At 44.3% G+C, this 18757-nt stretch carries 14 protein-coding genes; 5 read left to right on the plus strand and 9 right to left on the minus strand.

The genetic code is table 11. From position 1 onward, the window contains the following. Positions 1–6 precede the first annotated feature (6 nt). Positions 7–1356 carry a glucose-6-phosphate isomerase gene (locus tag B5F78_RS09065; RefSeq protein ID WP_022039885.1) on the plus strand — a complete coding sequence of 450 codons (1350 nt, stop codon included), beginning with the start codon at positions 7–9 and terminating at the stop codon, positions 1354–1356. 3 nt (positions 1357–1359) lie between these two features. Beyond that, positions 1360–2088, plus strand: coding sequence for an HAD-IA family hydrolase (locus B5F78_RS09070; protein WP_022039884.1), 729 nt, complete (start codon positions 1360–1362; stop codon positions 2086–2088). A 708-nt stretch (positions 2089–2796) separates the two neighbouring features. On the opposite strand, the gene B5F78_RS09075 is transcribed toward B5F78_RS09070, so the two are convergent. Genes B5F78_RS09075 through pyrB form a run of 6 tightly spaced genes read right to left on the minus strand, consistent with a single transcriptional unit; the run spans position 2797 to position 7583 of the window. After that, positions 2797–3516 (minus strand): OmpA family protein, encoded by a 720-nt coding sequence (locus B5F78_RS09075; protein WP_022039883.1) that lies wholly within the window; start codon positions 3514–3516, stop codon positions 2797–2799. A gap of 20 nt (positions 3517–3536) precedes the next feature. Next, positions 3537–4817, minus strand: coding sequence for a serine hydroxymethyltransferase (glyA, locus tag B5F78_RS09080; RefSeq protein ID WP_087209521.1), 1281 nt, complete (start codon positions 4815–4817; stop codon positions 3537–3539). A 33-nt stretch (positions 4818–4850) separates the two neighbouring features. Further along, complete coding sequence (locus tag B5F78_RS09085) at positions 4851–5579, minus strand: porin family protein (RefSeq protein ID WP_087406549.1); 729 nt, start codon at positions 5577–5579, stop codon at positions 4851–4853. A 1-nt stretch (position 5580) separates the two neighbouring features. Further along, the gene (locus tag B5F78_RS09090) at positions 5581–6147 is read right to left on the minus strand and encodes a flavin reductase family protein (protein ID WP_022039880.1); all 567 of its coding nucleotides are present in this window, start codon (positions 6145–6147) and stop codon (positions 5581–5583) included. Between the two features lie 10 nt (positions 6148–6157). Continuing rightward, a complete protein-coding gene (gene pyrI, locus B5F78_RS09095) occupies positions 6158–6616 on the minus strand; it encodes an aspartate carbamoyltransferase regulatory subunit (protein ID WP_022039879.1) in 459 nt (152 codons plus the stop codon). A gap of 13 nt (positions 6617–6629) precedes the next feature. After that, positions 6630–7583 carry an aspartate carbamoyltransferase gene (pyrB, locus tag B5F78_RS09100; protein ID WP_022039878.1) on the minus strand — a complete coding sequence of 318 codons (954 nt, stop codon included), beginning with the start codon at positions 7581–7583 and terminating at the stop codon, positions 6630–6632. Positions 7584–7818: 235 nt separating this feature from the next. On the opposite strand from pyrB, the gene B5F78_RS09105 reads away from it, so the two are divergent. From B5F78_RS09105 to B5F78_RS09115, 3 genes are all read left to right on the plus strand, one after another. Further along, a complete protein-coding gene (locus tag B5F78_RS09105) occupies positions 7819–10146 on the plus strand; it encodes a transglycosylase domain-containing protein (RefSeq protein ID WP_022039876.1) in 2328 nt (775 codons plus the stop codon). A 412-nt stretch (positions 10147–10558) separates the two neighbouring features. Beyond that, positions 10559–11128 (plus strand): RNA polymerase sigma factor, encoded by a 570-nt coding sequence (locus B5F78_RS09110; RefSeq protein WP_087406550.1) that lies wholly within the window; start codon positions 10559–10561, stop codon positions 11126–11128. 63 nt (positions 11129–11191) lie between these two features. Beyond that, entirely contained in the window at positions 11192–12013 is an 822-nt protein-coding gene (locus B5F78_RS09115; protein ID WP_087406551.1) for an exodeoxyribonuclease X C-terminal domain-containing protein, read from the plus strand. A gap of 108 nt (positions 12014–12121) precedes the next feature. Here the strand turns inward: B5F78_RS09115 and B5F78_RS09120 are convergent, their stop codons facing one another. The 3 genes from B5F78_RS09120 to B5F78_RS17605 form a co-directional block, all read right to left on the minus strand. Beyond that, the gene (locus B5F78_RS09120) at positions 12122–14992 is read right to left on the minus strand and encodes a PD-(D/E)XK nuclease family protein (protein ID WP_022039873.1); all 2871 of its coding nucleotides are present in this window, start codon (positions 14990–14992) and stop codon (positions 12122–12124) included. Between the two features lie 115 nt (positions 14993–15107). Continuing rightward, positions 15108–18326 carry a UvrD-helicase domain-containing protein gene (locus B5F78_RS09125; RefSeq protein WP_087406552.1) on the minus strand — a complete coding sequence of 1073 codons (3219 nt, stop codon included), beginning with the start codon at positions 18324–18326 and terminating at the stop codon, positions 15108–15110. 193 nt (positions 18327–18519) lie between these two features. Beyond that, positions 18520–18757: hypothetical protein (locus tag B5F78_RS17605; RefSeq protein WP_204502634.1), on the minus strand; the 238-nt coding region annotated here is incomplete at its 5' end.

Consider the following 18757-nt stretch of genomic DNA (forward strand, 5'->3'; position numbering starts at 1 on the left):
ACTATTATGGAAAATATCAAACTTAACATCGAAAAGACTTTAGGATTCATTTCTAAAGAAAAATTAGCTTCTTACGAACCCAAAGTAAAAGCTTGTATGGAAACTCTGGAAAAAGGCACCGGCCTTGGAAACGATTTCCTGGGATGGCTGCATCTGCCTTCTTCTATCACTCAAGAACACTTGGACGATTTAAAAGCTACAGCTCAAGTATTACGTGAAAATTGTGAAGTAGTAGTTGTTGCCGGCATTGGAGGAAGCTACTTGGGTGCCCGTGCCGTTATCGAAGCGATGTCTGACAGTTTTGCATGGCTGAAAGAGAAAAAAGCAGGCCAGCCCGTTATTTTATTCGCAGGACATAACATCGGCGAAGACTATCTGTACGAGTTGACCTCTTACTTGCAAGATAAAAAGTTTGGTATCATCAACATATCCAAATCAGGAACAACAACAGAAACCGCCCTCGCATTCCGTTTGTTGAAAGAGCAATGCGAAAGACAACGCGGTAAAGAAATGGCACGCAAAGTTATCGTAGCTGTAACCGATGCCAAGAAAGGTGCAGCCCGCACTACTGCCGACAAAGAAGGATACAAGTCGTTTATCATTCCTGACAATGTAGGCGGACGTTTCTCTGTATTGACTCCGGTAGGTCTGTTGCCCATTGCCGTGGCAGGATTCGATATCGAACAGCTGGTAAACGGAGCACGCGAAATGGAAAAGGTATGTGCCAGCGAGAACCTGATGGAAAATCCTTCTGCCTTATATGCGGCAACTCGCAATGAACTGTACCAGAATGGAAAGAAAATTGAAATCCTCGTCAACTTCCAGCCTAAACTGCACTATTTCATGGAATGGTGGAAACAATTGTTCGGCGAATCGGAAGGGAAAGACCACAAAGGCATTTATCCAAGCTCGGTAGACTTCTCTACAGACTTACACTCAATGGGACAGTGGATTCAGGAAGGCGAACGTACCATTTATGAAACCGTAGTGTCCGTCGAGACACCTAACCATGAATTGAAAGTTCCTACCGATGCAGAAAACTTGGACGGTCTGAACTTCCTTGCCGGAAAACGCATTGATGAAGTCAATAAGATGGCAGAATTAGGTACTCAATTGGCCCATGTAGACGGAGGAGTGCCCAATATGCGCGTCAGTGTTCCGATGCTGAATGAATTCTATCTGGGCGAGCTGATTTATTTCTTTGAAAAAGCATGCGGTATCAGCGGCTATTTGCTGGAAGTCAATCCGTTCAACCAGCCAGGTGTAGAAGCTTACAAGAAAAACATGTTCGCCTTGCTGAACAAACCGGGATACGAAGCAGAATCGAAAGCTATCCAAGCCCGTTTGAACAAGTAGCCTATGTTTGAAGAAGCAATTCGGACTTATCTGCAAGCACATCGCTTCGGGTCACTCGACTTGAAAGCTGTATTATTCGACATGGACGGCGTATTGTTCGACTCCATGAAAAACCATGCGGCAGCGTGGCACGAAGCGATGAAACGTTACAACCTGCAAATGTCTCCTGAAGAGGCTTATTTGCACGAAGGGCGTACGGGAGCAGATACTATCAACATCATAAGCGCCCGCCAGCGGAAGAAAGAAGCGACGGATGAAGAAATTGAAAACATCTACGAAACCAAATCCGAAATTTTCAATTCGTTACCCCAAGCAGAACGTATGCCGGGCGCATACGAATTATTACAAAAAATAAAAGGAGAAGGATTAACACCGGTCATTGTCACCGGTTCAGGTCAAAAATCATTATTGGAACGGCTCAATAAGAACTTTCCGGATATTTTCAGACCTGAATTAATGGTAACGGCTTTTGATGTCAAATACGGAAAGCCCAATCCGGAGCCTTATCTTATGGGACTCCAGAAAGCAGGGGTAAAAGCAAACGAAGCCATCGTGGTAGAAAATGCCCCATTGGGAGTAAAAGCAGGAGTAGCGGCAGGCATTTTTACAGTAGCGGTAAATACCGGCCCCTTACCTGACGAAGTATTGACACAAGAAGGAGCTAACTTTCTTTTCCATTCTATGATGGAATTCAATAATAATTGGGAAAGTTTTTATCAAGTAATCAAATAAAGTTGTATCTTTGCACCACACTTAGCATTTACAAATGCTTATACTAACCCTAACAAATTCAATTGGATATTAAAAAGACTGCTTCGGGAGAAGCGGTCTTTTTTCTGTTCGATGTTTGGGAGTATGCCGGTTGCTATGCATTTAACTCTGGCTATTCCTAGAAATGCAGAATTACAAAGCTTATATTTTGAACAGTGTGGAATTGTGCATTTTAATGGAATACACACAGTCGGTATTACTTCTGTTGCCTGTGTCACACCGGATTGTCAATCCGCTTCTTCAATTACGCCGGCTTACACGTCCGGCATGACAATCAAGCTTTGTTCTCTCCGCAATATAGCTGCCTTGCTTGTAAGATTATTAATCTTACAGCGTGAAGATTAATAATCTTCCGGCATGAAGATTAATAATCTTACAAACAAGGTAGTCATGGAGATTGGATGGTCGGACTAAGCTGATGTTAGGGTTTGGCTTGGAAAAGCAACCGGTAGACATAAAGTGTACAGGCACAAATCCAGCTTGACAAATGTGACAAGCGACAAAATGCACAAATTAATGCCGCAAGAAGTATAAAACAGGATTTATACAACATAAGTGAGAATCCAATAAAAATGGCATATGAGATGAGTATAGGCAATCATCTTCATATGCCATTTAATTTTTGAGGTCATTTACTGAATATCCTTGATTCAGTATTGTTCTGCCATATTATTGCAATGTGCCAGCTTCGGCTGCTTGTATCATTTGCTGGCTGGCATACATATATACCTCTACACGCCGGTTTTCTTGACGGCCTGCTTCGGTGCTGTTGTCTGCAACCGGATTGCTTTCGCCCAATCCTTCCACTGTTTTGATTTGTGAGGCAGTAGTACCGCAACTGAGAAGGTAGCTGGATACACTTTGTGCTCGTTCTTGTGAGAGGGCTTGATTTTTCTGTACACTTTGTTCTGCGGTGCTGTTTTTCCAACCCGTATTGTCGGTATATCCATAGATGGCTACATCCATATCGGGATTTTGGATTAATACGTTGTTGGCAAATTTGCTTAGAGCCGCTTTGGCAGAAGTGCTCAGGGTAGAGCTGCTGGTAGCAAATAAGATGCCCGAATCGAATGTTACTTTGACGGCTTGTAAGCCATTGTTATCCGTAACCTGTTCTACTTCTGCTCCTTCGATTTGCGCAGCCTGTTCGGCAGCCTTATCCATTTTCTTACCAATCAAGACCCCTGCGCCTGTTCCTACGGCAGCTCCTACAGCAGCACCGATTGCTGCGCCTTTTCCATGACCGGCAATACCTCCGATGAGGGCACCCAAAGCTGCTCCGCCACCACCTCCAATCATTCCTCCTTTGGCGGTGTTGTTTAAACTTCCGCAACCGCTAAGTACCAAGCATCCGCTCAGTAAGATAGCCATACAACTTGTTTTTTTCATAAGCTTTTTATATTATACATTTAATATGCAAATAAGGGATAGTTTTTCATCGTGTTGTTTACACGGGTACGAACGGAAGCTATCACTTCTTCATTGTCTACGTTCGATAATACCGTTTCTATCATTTCGGCAATTTCATACATCAGGTCTTCTTTTGCACCCCGTGTCGTAATGGCTGGAGTTCCTAAACGGATTCCAGAGGTTTGGAATGCTGAACGGGTATCAAACGGAACCATGTTCTTATTTACGGTAATATCTGCCGAAACCAACGCTTTCTCAGCTACTTTTCCGGTCAGGTCGGGATATTTGGTTCGCAGGTCTACTAACATCGAATGGTTGTCTGTACCGCCGGATACGATGGTAAATCCGCGGTCTATCAATGCTTGTGCTAATGTAGCGGCATTTTTCTTTACTTGTAAAGCATAGTCTTTCCATTCGGGTTGGAGGATTTCATTAAAGGCGACAGCCTTTGCTGCAATCACATGTTCCAGCGGGCCACCCTGGATACCGGGGAATACGGCAGAGTCAAGCAATTGTGACATCATTTTGATTTCACCTTTGGGCGTTTTCTTTCCCCAAGGATTGGGAAAGTCTTTTCCCATTAGGATGATGCCTCCACGTGGTCCTCGTAAAGTTTTATGAGTAGTAGACGTTACGATATGTGCGTATTTTACTGGATTGTCGAGCAGACCGGCAGCAATCAGTCCGGCTGGGTGAGCCATGTCAATCATCAGAATGGCATTTACTTTGTCTGCAATTTCGCGCATGCGTTTGTAATCCCATTCGCGTGAATAGGCAGAACCACCTCCGATAATCAATTTGGGATGTTCGCGTAGTGCGATTTCTTCCATCTGGTCATAGTCTACACGTCCGGTTTCTTTATTCAGGTTATATTCGCAAGGTGTGTAGATGATGCCTGAAGTGTTGACGGCCGAACCGTGGGATAAGTGTCCTCCGTGTGCCAGATTCAGTCCCATGAACTTGTCTCCAGGGTTTAATACTGCAAGGAATACGGCTGCATTGGCTTGTGCTCCAGAGTGAGGCTGGACGTTTGCCCATTCGGCACCGAAGATTTTCTTGATGCGGTCGATGGCGAGTTGTTCGCTTTGGTCTACAACTTCACAACCTCCATAATAGCGTTTGCCAGGATAACCTTCGGCATATTTATTAGTGAGGCATGACCCCATGGCTTGCATTACTTCATCGCTTACGAAATTTTCGGAAGCAATCAGTTCTATGCCTTTCAGTTGACGTTGGTGTTCTCTTTCGATAATGTCGAAAATTAAATCGTCTCTTTTCATATTTGTATGTTTTTTTGATAAAATAATTTGATGTTAAAATATTACACCTACTGAGAAACTTAATACATTCCGGCGACGTTTTAGGGAAATGTCTTGGGTATTATAAGGATTTTCAGTCAGTGTCTTGTCGTATGTGATGGATTGAACCAAATCGTGTAATCCGATTTCATAGCGGAAGTCGAAAAAAATGTTTGATACATTGACTGCAAGTCCGACTACTCCACTAAAGCAGAAGGGACGTATTTCTTCTTTGATTCCTTGCTGATAAAACCCGGAATATTCGCTTTTGGTATGTTTTTCCCATGCGTATGCAACTTTCGGTCCGATAAAGAATGCCATGCCGTATGGATAGGCATCTACGAATTTGTAACCATAAAGCAAAGGCATGTCGATAGAATGGATGTCTGTTTTTACCAAGGCATTGTCATCTATTAGTCCTGCATTGTTTACATCATTCGGAATCGAAATACTCCCTTTTGAAACGTTATACGAAAATTCGGTTTGTAGGAAATGGTGTTTTTTAAAATTGAAGCGGCAGAAAAAGGCTCCGAAATATCCTATCTTGTAGTTGTTCTGGATATCTTGCAGCTCATTTTCTCCTAATGTAAAATGGTCGATGAAGAACATGGTGGAATTAAATCCTGCCTTGATGCCTATATTGACCTTGGGGTCGTTTGTCTCATTGCGCGATTCTGTTTGGGCGTGTGCGGAAAGTCCGGACAGCCCCATAAGGCAAAGCAGGATAAAGGCATTTGTTCTCATCTTATTTCTTCTTTTCTACAGACCAACCGAATTTTCCTATTTTTTCTCCTGTTTCATAATATCCGCCGTGGATATATACTAATAGATTGGATTGTGCGAGTTCAAATTTCCCGGTTTCTGTGTTTAAATATTTTTCATCAGCTTTTACATTGACGACATCTGCTATGAACATGTCGTGCGAGCCAAGGGCGATAATGTCTTTCACCCTGCATTCGATACATAGAGGTGATTCCTCGATGAGTGGTGCCTGCACCATTGAAGCCTTGCCTGGTGTGAGGTGCATTTCCTCAAACTTATTATAGTCTTTGCCTGAGCGTACACCGCACCAATCGGTAGCGAATGCCATATCTTTGGTGGTCAGGTTGATGACAAATTCCATGTTCTTTTTCAGAATCGGGTAGGAGTGTCGTTCCGGTCGTACGGAGATGTAGCACATGGGTGGGTTGGAACAGATGGTTCCTACCCACGCTATGGTCAGTATGTTGTATTCTTCTTCCGTGCTTCCGCAACTCACAAGTACGGCTGGCAGGGGGTATATCATCGTGCCAGGTTTCCAGTCTTGTTTCATGGTTTGTGTGTCAGATTAGTTTGATGTTGTCTACCTGTTGTTCTTTCTCGCAATAATGGCATTTCAGGATACCTTGTTCTTTGTCGGCGACATGGAACCACGTCTGCATCGGCTCGTTGTTGGTGATGCATTTGGGATTGTTGCATTTCACGATTCCTTTCAGTTCGGATGGCATCACCACTTCTTTCTTTTCCACTACCTCGTAGTTGCGGATGATGTTCAGCTTCATGTTGGGTGCCACTACAGAAAGGCGGCTGATTTCCTCATCGGTAAAGAACCGTCCGGCAATCTTGATGATGCCTTTCTTTCCCAGTTTTTTACTTTCGAAGTTGTTTCCGATAGTGATGTTGCTGTCCATGTGTTGCAGGTCGAGCAAGGATACTACGGTAAACAGCTTGTCTGAAGGTATATGGTCGATTACCGTTCCGTTCTCAAGGGCGGCTACTTGCAATTCTTTTTTGTTGCTCATTACATCAAAAGTTTTAAAGGTTCATGATTCGGTTGGTATCTGCTTTCACTTCGTCCAGCGTAATTCCTAATACATCACAAAGAATGGCTTCACGTGCGTACAGGCCGTTTTGTGCTTGTTGGAAATAGTAGGCTTTCGGGTTATTATCCACATCGTAGGCTATTTCGTTCACGCGGGGCAACGGATGAAGGATGCGAAGGTTAGGCCGTGTGTGCTCCAGCATTTTGTTGTGCAGGATATATACGTCTTTTACCCGTTCGTATTCCATCAGGTCGGTGAAGCGTTCGCGTTGTACACGGGTCATGTACAGGATGTCTGCATTGGCAATGGTTTCCTCGTTGAAGTCGCTGTGTTCTTCGTAATGGATGTGATGTTCCTTGCAGTACAGTTTGTATTCTTCCGGCATTTTCAGTTCGTTGGGGGCGATGAAATGGAAAGTCGGGTTAAAATGGCGCATTGCCATCAGGAGGGAATGTACTGTGCGTCCGTATTTCAAATCACCTACCAGATAGATGTTCAGATTTTCCAGTGTACCCTGTGTCTTATAGATGGAATAGAGGTCAAGCATGGTTTGAGAAGGATGCTGGTTGGCCCCGTCGCCCGCGTTGACGATAGGAACGGGTGCTATTTCGCTGGCATAGCGTGCGGCTCCCTCCAAGTAGTGACGCATGACGATGATATCGGCATAATTGCTTACCATCATGATGGTGTCTTTCAGGGTTTCTCCTTTCGAAGAACTTGTCACCTTGGGGTCGGTGAATCCGATGACTTTTGCACCTAAACGATTGGCAGCTGTCTCAAAACTCAGACGCGTGCGGGTGGAAGGTTCAAAAAAAAGGGTCGCAACGATTCTCTGGTCCAACAAGTGACGGTTTGGTTTCTTTTCAAACTCTTGTGCCATTTCCAGCAGATAAAGGATGCGTTCCTTCGAGTGGTTGGCAATAGTGACTAAACTTCTATTTTCCATATTTTCCGTTTAATGATAGTTCTTTAATAAATACCGGAGTTCAAAGATAGTCAAAAAAATAGAATGAACGGTTTTTATTCCGGCATTTTTTATACTTTTGCACTTCGTAAAGAGTAATATCGGACACAAGAGTATGAAGGTGCAGTGTTTTTCTTTGTCGGCGAAGCAAGACATTCCTCTTTTTGTGCCATTGTATTTCCTGGGTTCTATGTTTATATATTAAGGTATAAGAATTATGAGAAAGAAGTTCATATGCGCATTGTGGATTTTGGTGGTCTTGAGTATTCTGGCCGTGGCGGTTGTATTTACGGCTATAGCGAAAGGATGGATAGGCTATGTGCCTCCGGTGGAGGAATTGGAAAATCCCAATCTGAAATTTGCTACCCAGATTATATCCGATGATGACCAATTACTGGGGACATGGTCGTATAGCAAGGAAAATCGTGTTTATGTAGGCTATAATGATTTGTCGCCCAATTTGGTTCATGCATTGATTGCTACAGAAGACGTGCGCTTCAGCGAACATTCCGGCATTGATTTTCGTGCTTTCTTGCGTGCGGTAATCAAGCGCGGAATACTGATGCAGAAGAATGCCGGAGGAGGCAGTACGATTACCCAGCAGCTTGCCAAGCAATTTTATTCACCTACGGCAGACAATGTGATGGAACGTCTGTTACAGAAGCCGATAGAGTGGGTGATAGCCGTCAAGTTGGAGCGTTATTATACAAAAGAGGAAATCCTCACGATGTATCTCAATAAGTTCGATTTCTTAAACAATGCTGTGGGTATCAAAACGGCGGCAAAAACTTATTTCTCGAAAGATCCGAAAGAACTTTCCATCGAAGAGGCTGCAACACTGGTTGGCATGTGTAAGAATCCTTCGCTTTATAATCCGCGCAGGTTTAACGAACGTTCGCGGGGACGTCGAAATACAGTGCTCGACCAGATGCGCAAGGCGAATTATATTACGCGGGCTGAATGTGACTCGTTGCAGGCACTTCCGCTCAAGTTAAGGTTCCAGCCTGTTGACCATAAGGATGGGCTGGCTACTTATTTTCGTGAATACCTGCGTCATATAATGACTGCTAAGCAGCCCGATAAGAGTAAGTATCGCGGCTGGCAGATGCAGCAGTATTACGAAGACTCCATTGCCTGGAAAACCAATCCGCTTTACGGTTGGTGTGCGAAGAACAAGAAAAAGGATGGCACCAACTATAACATTTACACCGACGGGTTGAAGATTTACACCACTATCAACTCCCGGATGCAGCAATATGCTGAAGAGGCGGTTTACGAGCATGTGGCGAAGTATCTCCAGCCTCGCTTCTTTAAGGAGAAGATGGGGCGGAAGACAGCTCCTTATACCAACCAGCTGACGCAAGAAGAAGTGAACGAGATAATGGACCGCTCAATGCGTCAGACCGACCGCTACCGTCAGATGAAGAAAGCAGGATGCTCGGAAGAAGAAATCCGTCAGGCCTTCAACACCAAGCATGAGATGACGGTTTTTTCATACGAGGGAGAAAAAGATACCATCATGACACCGATGGACTCCATTCGTTATTATAAGTATTTTCTGCGTGCCGGGTTCATGTCGATGGATCCTGTGACCGGTTATGTGAAGGCATACGTAGGCGGGCCTAATTATAATTACTTCCAGTATGACATGGCAATGGTAGGACGCCGTCAGGTAGGGTCTACCATCAAGCCTTTCCTTTATTCGCTAGCGATGGAGAATGGTTTTTCGCCTTGTGATGAAGTACGTAATGTGGAACAGACACTTTTCGATGAGAACGGAAAAGCTTGGTCGCCACGTAACTCTTCCCGTTCGCATTATGGTGAAGTGGTTACTCTGAAGTGGGGACTTGCCAACTCGAATAACTGGATATCGGCTTATCTGATGAGTAAGCTTAGCCCTTATGCGCTGGCGAGGTTGATTCACTCGTTCGGTGTGCTGAACAAAGACATACAGCCCACTGTCTCTCTTTGTCTGGGTCCGTGTGAGATATCGGTAGGAGAAATGGTTAGTGCTTATACGGCATTTGCCAACCGGGGCATCCGCACGGCACCGCTGTTTGTTTCGCGCATTGAGGATAATGAGGGAAATGTCATTGCTAACTTTACTCCACAGGTCGATGAGGTAATCAGTGAATCGAGTGCTTATAAAATGTTGGTGATGCTGCGTGCCGTTATTAATGAGGGTACCGGAGGACGTGTGCGCCGTTTGTATGGCATTAAGGCAGATATGGGTGGAAAGACCGGAACAACTAACCGTAATTCGGATGGTTGGTTTATGGGATTTACTCCTTCATTGGTGTCTGGATGCTGGGTTGGCGGTGTAGAGCGTGATATCCATTTTGACACGATGCGTGATGGACAAGGTGCTTCGATGGCACTTCCGGTATGGGGACTCTTTATGCAAAAAGTTTATGCTGATAAGGAATTGGGCTATTCTGAAGAGGAACGCTTTGACATTCCAGGTGATTTTGACCCTTGTAAGGACAAATTGACTGAAATGGAAGAAGAAAATGCCAGCAGGCTGGACGATGTGTTCTTCCAATAACAATGCTTTATGGATGCCCGCACTTTGCCCATCTGTCGTTCTTAAAAATGAAGCTATGTTTCAGATGCAGTTCATATATGCAACTGCATCTGAAACATAGCTTTTAATGGCGAAGTATTTATTTTCTATTGTCGGTTGTTGGCAGACTACGGATATACCTATGAAAATAGTTGGCTGAAAGACTTGGTTTTGGGGGGTAGGTCTTGCAACTGTTTCTTAGAACCAGTCATTTAAAGGAGAAAACGGTATTTATCTAAGATATTTCGAAAAAAAATCCTTTTTCATTAGCTTTTTTACTGAAAAAATATTTCCTTTACAGCAAAATGATTTATATCTTTCTTAAATGATTGACTGTATGATAGATGTTTTCATTTGTAATTGAATTAATTTATAAACCATAAAAACAGATACTATGAATTTACTCGTTAGCTCTGATGAAGAGCTGATTTCTTTATTTCAGTCTGGAAACAATGAGGCATTCGCTATTCTTTTACACCGCTATGCCGACCAGATTAAACATTCTATTCGTCAAATCATATCCAGTATTGAAGAAGCTGAAGATGTTTTTCAAGATTTATCCATTCATTTCAGTATTAAACTGAAGACAGCTTACAAGGAAAATGGGAAATTTGGAGGTTGGCTACATTGTGTAGTTGACAATTATTTATGTAGCTATTGTAGGAAAATGAAGCCTAAAATCACAGATTTGGATTTGGAGACGGTGAAAGATTGGCAAAATGAATATGAATTAAGTTCGCAGGATAGAGAACATAAATATGTAGAACTAAGGAAATCGGTCAAGGAGCTTCCGGAGGAATTAAGAATATTGGTAGAGATGAAAATCTGGAAAAGAATGACTTTAGAGGCTATTGCCGTCAAATTAAACTCGAACAAATCGACAATAGCCAAGCGTTTGCAGTCTGCTTATCACCAACTGGAAAAGAGTATGCTTGCCAAAGGGTATGATGATGCTTTTATTTGATTCTTGTCGGGAATATGTAGTAAAATAGACTTGAAAATCTTATCTTTGCAAAAAAGGGAGAATATGGATTATGACTTGACTTTATATCAAGTATCTCCCCGGTTGGCAGAAACGGTAATAGCCCGTATCGGTGAATTCAATCGGGGCAGGACAACCGTTAATGGTTGTTATGCTATTAGTGTGGCTACAGCTTATCGTCCATATTATGCTTTCTGGCGTTTCTTCCCCAACGTAGAGATTCCTTTATTTATACGGACACTTGCCGTCACTTTTGATATGGCGGCTGAACGTGCTTTTTCTTTGCTTCAAAATTGTAATGTAAAACTTGAAGTATTTGATAATAGGTTTTTTGAATGCTATTATGGACAATCGGAAGATTTTGTTCCTTTCGGAAAGTACCGTGGCAAACGATTGGCTGAAGTGTATTATATTGATCCTTCTTACGTATTGTGGCTGGCAAATAAATTTGTACCTAGTCTCAAGCGTTACGAACCATTGGTTGTTCTGGCCAAAGAGTTTGCACGTGTTCATTTTGAACTGACAGTACAAAAGCGTCGCGTTTCATCGGTGAGCCATAATGTGGGGCAAGTAGGCGAGCGTTTGAAGGAACTTTTTCTGACGGTGTTGAATGTCCGTCTACAAGTAGATATTTACAAGCCTGATTTCTATGTGGACCAATATATTTTGGCAGCCGACCGTGATGGAAATCGTTTTACGTTTTTTCTTAAAGCAGGCGGACGTAGTCTTTCGCCCAATGTATTAAGTTGCCATACACGAAAGGTCATTGCTCACGAGATGTTGCATCTTGCTTCTGCTAAGGTGATATCGCATTACGAGAGTCGCGGAGTGCGTTATACTCGTTTGGGGTATGTGAAATTGTTGTAGTACTCAATATTGCAAGGCTAAGGTTAAATGTCCACAATGCGGTGAATGAGAAGAGGATTATCTTCTGTGTCAGGTCGGATAATCCTCTTTTGAAGATAGGATTATCCGTTATTTCCGGCATAAATCCTTGAAATCACAATAGGTGCATTTATCCGGAATCTCGGTTTGTGTGAATGGGATTTCCGGGGAGAAGATTTCCATCAGCAACAGTTTCAGTCGTTCGCGGAACTCCATTTCGTAACGGGCAAAGTCGTAAACTGGTTCAGCTTTTCGTGCTTCACCCAGTTGGATGACTGGCGTGTAGTTTTCTGAGGCAGCCCGGTGTATGTACAGCAGTGAGGGAGCTACTTGGCGTGTGTCTTGTTTCTCCCGTAGCTTGCGGCATACGATAGCAGCGTAGAGGAATGTTTGGAATACATGACTCGAACGTTTGAGGTCGGGAGAAAAGAGCGATTCTATGCTGGATGGCGTGTCGGCGTTTCCTCCAGTCTTATAATCGACGATGCGCAGAATGTTGTCTTTCCAATCTATTCTGTCAATGATGCCTCCGATACGTGAATGTAGGACGGTGTCGGCTACGGTGAGCTTCAGTTCTTCGTAGACGGGGTATTCTGAACTGACGAACGTGAATGGTGCATGCTTCAGGTCCTTCTGGAGCAGTTGCTTCACATAGCGTAGTATGACAGCTGAATTAATAAGTTGGATACCATTGTAAGTGGGTTTTTCTTCAGGAGGCAGATGGAAAAAAAGTTCTTTGAAACCTTTGTCGACATAGTCCTGTAAGCGAACTTCATTTTTCAGCAGATTCTCTATTGTTTCTTGATTGATGACTTTTCCGTGTGTTGTCAGGTCTTTGTAGATGTGTTCGGCAGCATGGTGGAAAATACTGCCGAATTTGGCAGCATCAATTTCAGGAGAGATTTCATCGGGGGCATTGAGGTGTGCCGCATACTTGTAGTAGAATTTTAACGGGCAGTCCAGGTAACAGTTCAATGCCGAGGGCGAAAGTACAGCTTTTGGGTTGTAACGTACATCGAAGGTTTCCCATAAGCGTCGGAGGACGGTCGGTCCTTTGGAGATACAGATAGGGGTAGAGCCTTGTGGCGATTGTGCAGCTTCCAGTCTCAAACGCTTGACGGGATACCCCCATTCGATGATGAATTGGAGCATGAAGCGCGACATTTCGCCACGGTTGATGCCGTCAGTAGCAGTGTTGAATATCAGTGTAGCTTTTTCCGTGCGCTGTAACAGACGGTAAAAATAATAGGCATAGACGGCTATCTTGTGGTCGATGGTGGTCATTCCGAATGCTTTTCGCAGGTTGTAGGGGATGAATGAGGCATCGTTTCCACCTTTTGGAAGTTGGCCTTCGTTTACCGAGAGCATAATGAGGTGACGGAAGTCGAGGTTGCGTGTTTCCAGTACTCCCATTACTTGCAGTCCGATGGCTGGTTCGCCATGGAAAGGAATACTCGAAGTAGCCATGACGCGGGTAAGCAGGCGTTGCAATGTCTCGGGTTTTACGTTTAAGTCTTTGTCTTCTATCAGTGTGTAGAATCGGTTCATCAAGGTATAGGTCTTGAACAAGGCTTCACGGTAAAGCTGGTCGAAAGCGGTTGTATCCGAAGGCTTTTGTTGCTGGTAAGATAACGCGACTTTCTCTAATGCCTTCGTAATCAGCTGGCATAAGTTGGAGTTGGTGGTAACGGGCGTGAAGAGTATCTCCAGTATTCCGTCTTTTTCTAATTCGGAGGGAAGTGGGTAGAATCTGTTGTCACGGGTTAGGCTTTGCTCCAATTCTGCCGCCTGTGACGAGAGTTGTCGCGTATAAGGGTGCTTCAGCAGGCTGATTACTTCGGTGAAGCGATAACGTCCGTTTTGTGTGTTGTATCCTGCAGTATGCAGTTCCAGCAAGGCACAGACAAAACTATATGCAGGCGTTTGTGAGAGAGGAAAGCCCATTGTGATGTTGATGTGTTTTACATTTTCGGGAAGCGAATGGAGTACGGACTGGAGCAGTGCCTCGTTGCATAGCACTACGGCAGTTTCTTTTTCTTCTTCGGTAAGATTCTCACGAAGCCATTGGGGCAGGTAGCGCGCTTGTCCGTTTTCAGTGGGCGATTCTACAAAAGTAATGTCTTTGGCTTGATTTAAGTTATTAAAGAAAGAGGGAGGAAGCTCAGATGGGAAATCCCGTAAATTCCGGCGGATGAATTCGCCTGCTTCATGAGGTGTCCGGTTCAGGTAAAAGGTGTCGTAGTCCCAGTAAAATAAGGCTTTGCCTGCATCGGCAAGTCTACGGAAGAGTGTATGTTCTACTTTGTTCAGTACGTTGAAACCTACAAAAACATACAGCCGGTATGGAAGTTTGTCGGGATTCAGGGTGTCGATGACTTGGCGGTACATCATTCCTTCGTAAGCAATGTGCTGGCTTTCCAGCAATGCTTTATATCGGGTGTAGATTTCTCCTAGTGTGTCCCATATCGAAATGAAGCGTTGTTTCAACTCTGTTACGCGGTCAATCGAGAAATTTCGGAAAAACTGCGAAAGGGCTTCTTTCTGTCCTTCTTCCAGAAAATCGTAGTCATCAGTTAAGCCGTTCAGGTCTTTCAGATTGCTGAAGAGCGCCTGGGTATCTGCCAAGTTCTTGTCTGCGTCATCAAAATCGGCTATCAGCATCTCTCCCCAGAAAAAGAAATCGTCTAGAGATTCATTACTTCCGGTTACTTGGCGAAATACTTTATACAGGTCACACACCAATTTGACGGAATCGCCTGTTTGCCATGGAGAGCACTGGCGGAACAATTCGCTGATGCTGGTGTAGGCGGGCGACCACAAGGGGCGCTTGCTTTCATGTGCCAAATACTCGTTGAAAAACAAGCTGGCGCGTTTATTGGGGAAAACCACGGCAACATTGCTTAGGTCACCGTGCGTTTTTTCATATAGGTCGTGTGCTACTTCTTGTAGGAATGTTTTCATCTTTTTTATTGGTTTATTGAGGGTTAGTAGTTGGGGAATTTGTCACTTGGGATTGGATATTAATGCCTTTTTAGGGGAAAAGTATCGGTTTCTGGATATCTGGATTTCTGTGGAGTCATACTTTTTCCAACTCGTTTCCGAATACATACCACAAGTAGCCTTCTACATTTTTGTAGCCCATCCCGATGAGCAGGTTCATATATTCTTTTACCTGCTGGCGGTAGACATTTTTTTTCTTACCGAACTTGAAGTCGACTACTACCACTTTGTCTTTTTTCATCATTACGCGGTCTGGTCGCCGTGTCTGGAATGTTCCGGTTTCATCAGTGTAAATGATGCTGCATTCGTTATAGAGTCTCCAATTTCCTCCATACCAGTCTTTTACCTGCGGGTGGTTTAGCGCCCAACGAGCAAGTTTTTCGATTTCGCATGCTTTCTCTTCCGATTCCAGTATGCCTTCAAACGTAAGTTTTTTGATGACTCCAGGTAAGTCGGATTCAGTGGTGATGGAAGCAAACACTTGATGCAGGAGTTGTCCTTGACGGATGTAGCGTTCGTGTTCTTCTTCATCTTCATCGCCTCGGATAAAGTCGGCAGAACGGTTCGATTGTTTGAATTCGATTGGAGTTTCTATCGATTCCACCTGTACAGGCAAGCTTTGTGGAAGTACTGCAAGTGGATTCTCAGAGCCTTTTTCCTGTTTTTTATTTTCCGAAGGACAGAGAGAGCCGAAGGTGTATGTCAGAGGAGATGTTTCTTCGGTTTCTTCTGTTTTTGTGTCCCAAATGTTGAGTTGGGGGGCTACTTCAGCAAGTAGTTCCGATACAGTGCCCCGCTGGTTTGCTTTACCCCATATAATAAGGTTCTTGCACGCACGGGTAAACGCCACGTAGAGTAGATTCAGGTTATCCACCCATAGCTGGAGTCGTTCTTCCCAATAGCTGTCGTGGTAAACAGAGTCTGCCATGGCTGAAGAATAATTTACCGGTACGATGTCCAGTTCGTTGAACGGGGCACGGTCGGTCTCTTTTCCTGTTCCTGCCACTGAACACCATATCAGGTGATTGTTGGTTTCGTTTTCCATCTTCCAGTCGCAGAAAGGGAGCAGTACAGTGTGGAATTCTAATCCTTTCGACTTATGGATGGAAAGGATACGGATACCTTCTATTTCTCCCGATGGGATGGTTTTTTCGTGCAGGCGTTCGTCCCAAAAAGCAATGAAGGCAGTTAGCTCAGACGAATGTTGCTGCATGTACTCGGTTACAGCATCGTAGAAAGCGCATAGGTAGGCGTCTTGATGCTCAATGCGTTGCATATCGAATAGCAGGAAGAGTTTTTCCAATAGCTCATAAAGAGGCATGAGGCGCAATTCAGGCATCTGTGCTGCAAAGGCTTCAGGTAGGAAAGGAGTGAGGTCATCCGCTAAGATTTGGTTTAGGCTGATGCTGGAGTGAAGTATTTCGTGCTGGTATGCTACTGCCAGACGTGCACCGGCTATGCGGTCTTCGGGCGAGGTGAGATAGCGTAACCCGTCTACCATCATGCATACAGCCAGCGAAGCATCGAGGCGGAAGGCTTCGTCCGATACGATGCGGTAGGGTGTATGTTTATCAAAATAATCGGCTATGGAAGGAATGGATTTATTTTTCCGTACCAGAATAGCTATGTCATTGGTATGTATTCCTTGTGCGATAAGTTGTTCTACCTGGCGGGCAAGGGCATGCAGGGTAGCATCAGCGTATGGCTGTTCTTGGGTATCGGGTAGGAAAGTCAGGCTGACGAATCCCTGTTCGTTTTGTTTGGAAGTTTTCTGGCATACGTCGCTGTATGCGTTGAGCAATTGCAGGCATGGGGTGCCTGTTTCATCCTCATATTTGTGGTTCAGGGCGGTACAAGCGGAAGTAAACATTGCGTTGTTAAAGTAAATGATGCGTGCTTCACTTCGCCAGTTCGTTTTCAGGGTCAGTTCGTGGATACGCAAGGTCGGGTCATTCCCCAGTCCTGCCAGAATTTTCCAGTCTCCGTTGCGCCAGCGGTAGATGCTTTGTTTGATGTCGCCTACGATGAGGCTACCTTCCCTTTTTGAAAGACTTTCTTCCAGCAGCAGATGGAAATTTTCCCATTGCATACGTGACGTATCTTGAAATTCGTCTATCATCACTGTGTCGATGGAAGTACCTATTTTTTCATAGATGAATGCTGCGTCACCTTCGTGCATCAGGCTATGCAGGAGGGCGTTGGTATCGGATAATAAAAAACGGTTGTGTTGCTGGTTCTGCAAGCGCAGTTCCTCATCAATATGTGCCAGAAGGCGTAGGTTGTTCAGATAGCGTAACGAAAGATTGCACGAGTTTACCAGTACGTTATTCTTCGGCCGGAACTCTTCGGCGGTTTTCAGCAAGGGAATCAGTTCGCGTGTGGCAAGGTCTAAGATGGCAGCGCGATGGGGTGAAGTGCGTGTTGCCCAGTTATCTTCACTCGTCAGGCACTTGTCTACAGTGGCATTGCGGATATTGTCCGACAGGTTTCCTAGGGCGAGTTTGTTGAAATAGCTTCCGATACCACGCGAACCGTTTTTCAGATCGGTTGGCAACAGGCCGTTCATTTCCAGTACACCTGTAAACTGGTCGTTAAAGCTTTTCATCTCTTCCAATGCTTCACGGCGGATGTCCTGCACCTGTCTCCGATAGTTGGGAATGAAAGTCGGGTCGGCAAGTTTACGGCGCAGCCCGTCGCCTTTCTCAATGTATCCTTCGTCAAGGATGTTGCGTCCGAAGTTCTTGATTTCGCTTGAAATATCCCAGCGTTTGTCATCCGAGATGCGTTCGTCTATATATTCCATCAGCCAACTCAGTACGGGTGAATGACGGTCCAGTTTTTCTATCATTGCATCTACGGTATCTGAGAGTACTTCTGTGTTATTCAGTTCTATGGTCATATTGGCACCTAGTTCCAGCTCGCGGGCTAAATTGCGCAGCACGGCCTGAAAAAAAGAGTCAATGGTTTCAATTCGGAAACGACTGTAGTCATGTATGATGTTGTGCAACGCCCGTCGTGCTGCCTTGCGGATGGCGTCTTCGTCCATCTGACATATTCGTTTCAGTTCATTGAGGTAGCTGTCCGATGATTTGACGTTGTAGCCCAGCCCATAGAGTTGTTCCAGAATACGGCTTTTCATTTCGGCTGTAGCCTTGTTTGTGAAGGTTACTGCCAGGATACGCCGGTAGGATGCAGGATCTTCTATCAATTGCCGGATGTATTGCACGGCAAGGGTAAAGGTCTTTCCTGAACCGGCTGAGGCTTTATAGACTAATAGTTGTGGGGTATTTGTCATAGCTTTTTTATATGCGTTAATATGCGTTTTCAGTGCAAAGATAGTCTTTTGCTTGGATACCGGAAACGATGAACCGTTTTATTTGGAAACTGTTTTGAATTAATCAAAGAAAAAATGTTATGGGCATTTATAATCAAATTCCTAAAGCCATATAATTGAAATATCTGATTGGATTATATTATCAATCCAGACATCATCCTTTTATGGTTTCCATATCAAAACCGTACGTTCTCCAATTGAAAACCGTACGTTCTCGATATGGAAACCGTACGGTTTTGATATGGAGAACGTAAAAAGAAGACAGCTTGAAACAGATACTGAACCTTTCAGAAGCTGTTTTGAATTTATCGTGCGATGATTTGGGATGAGTTTTTGAGGCATTTTTGCTTCTGTGATGAGGAAGATAGCGGGCTATCTGACGAAGAACAGGA

It is taken from the genome of Bacteroides sp. An279 (assembly GCF_002159615.1).
Lineage (GTDB): Bacteria > Bacteroidota > Bacteroidia > Bacteroidales > Bacteroidaceae > Phocaeicola > Phocaeicola intestinalis.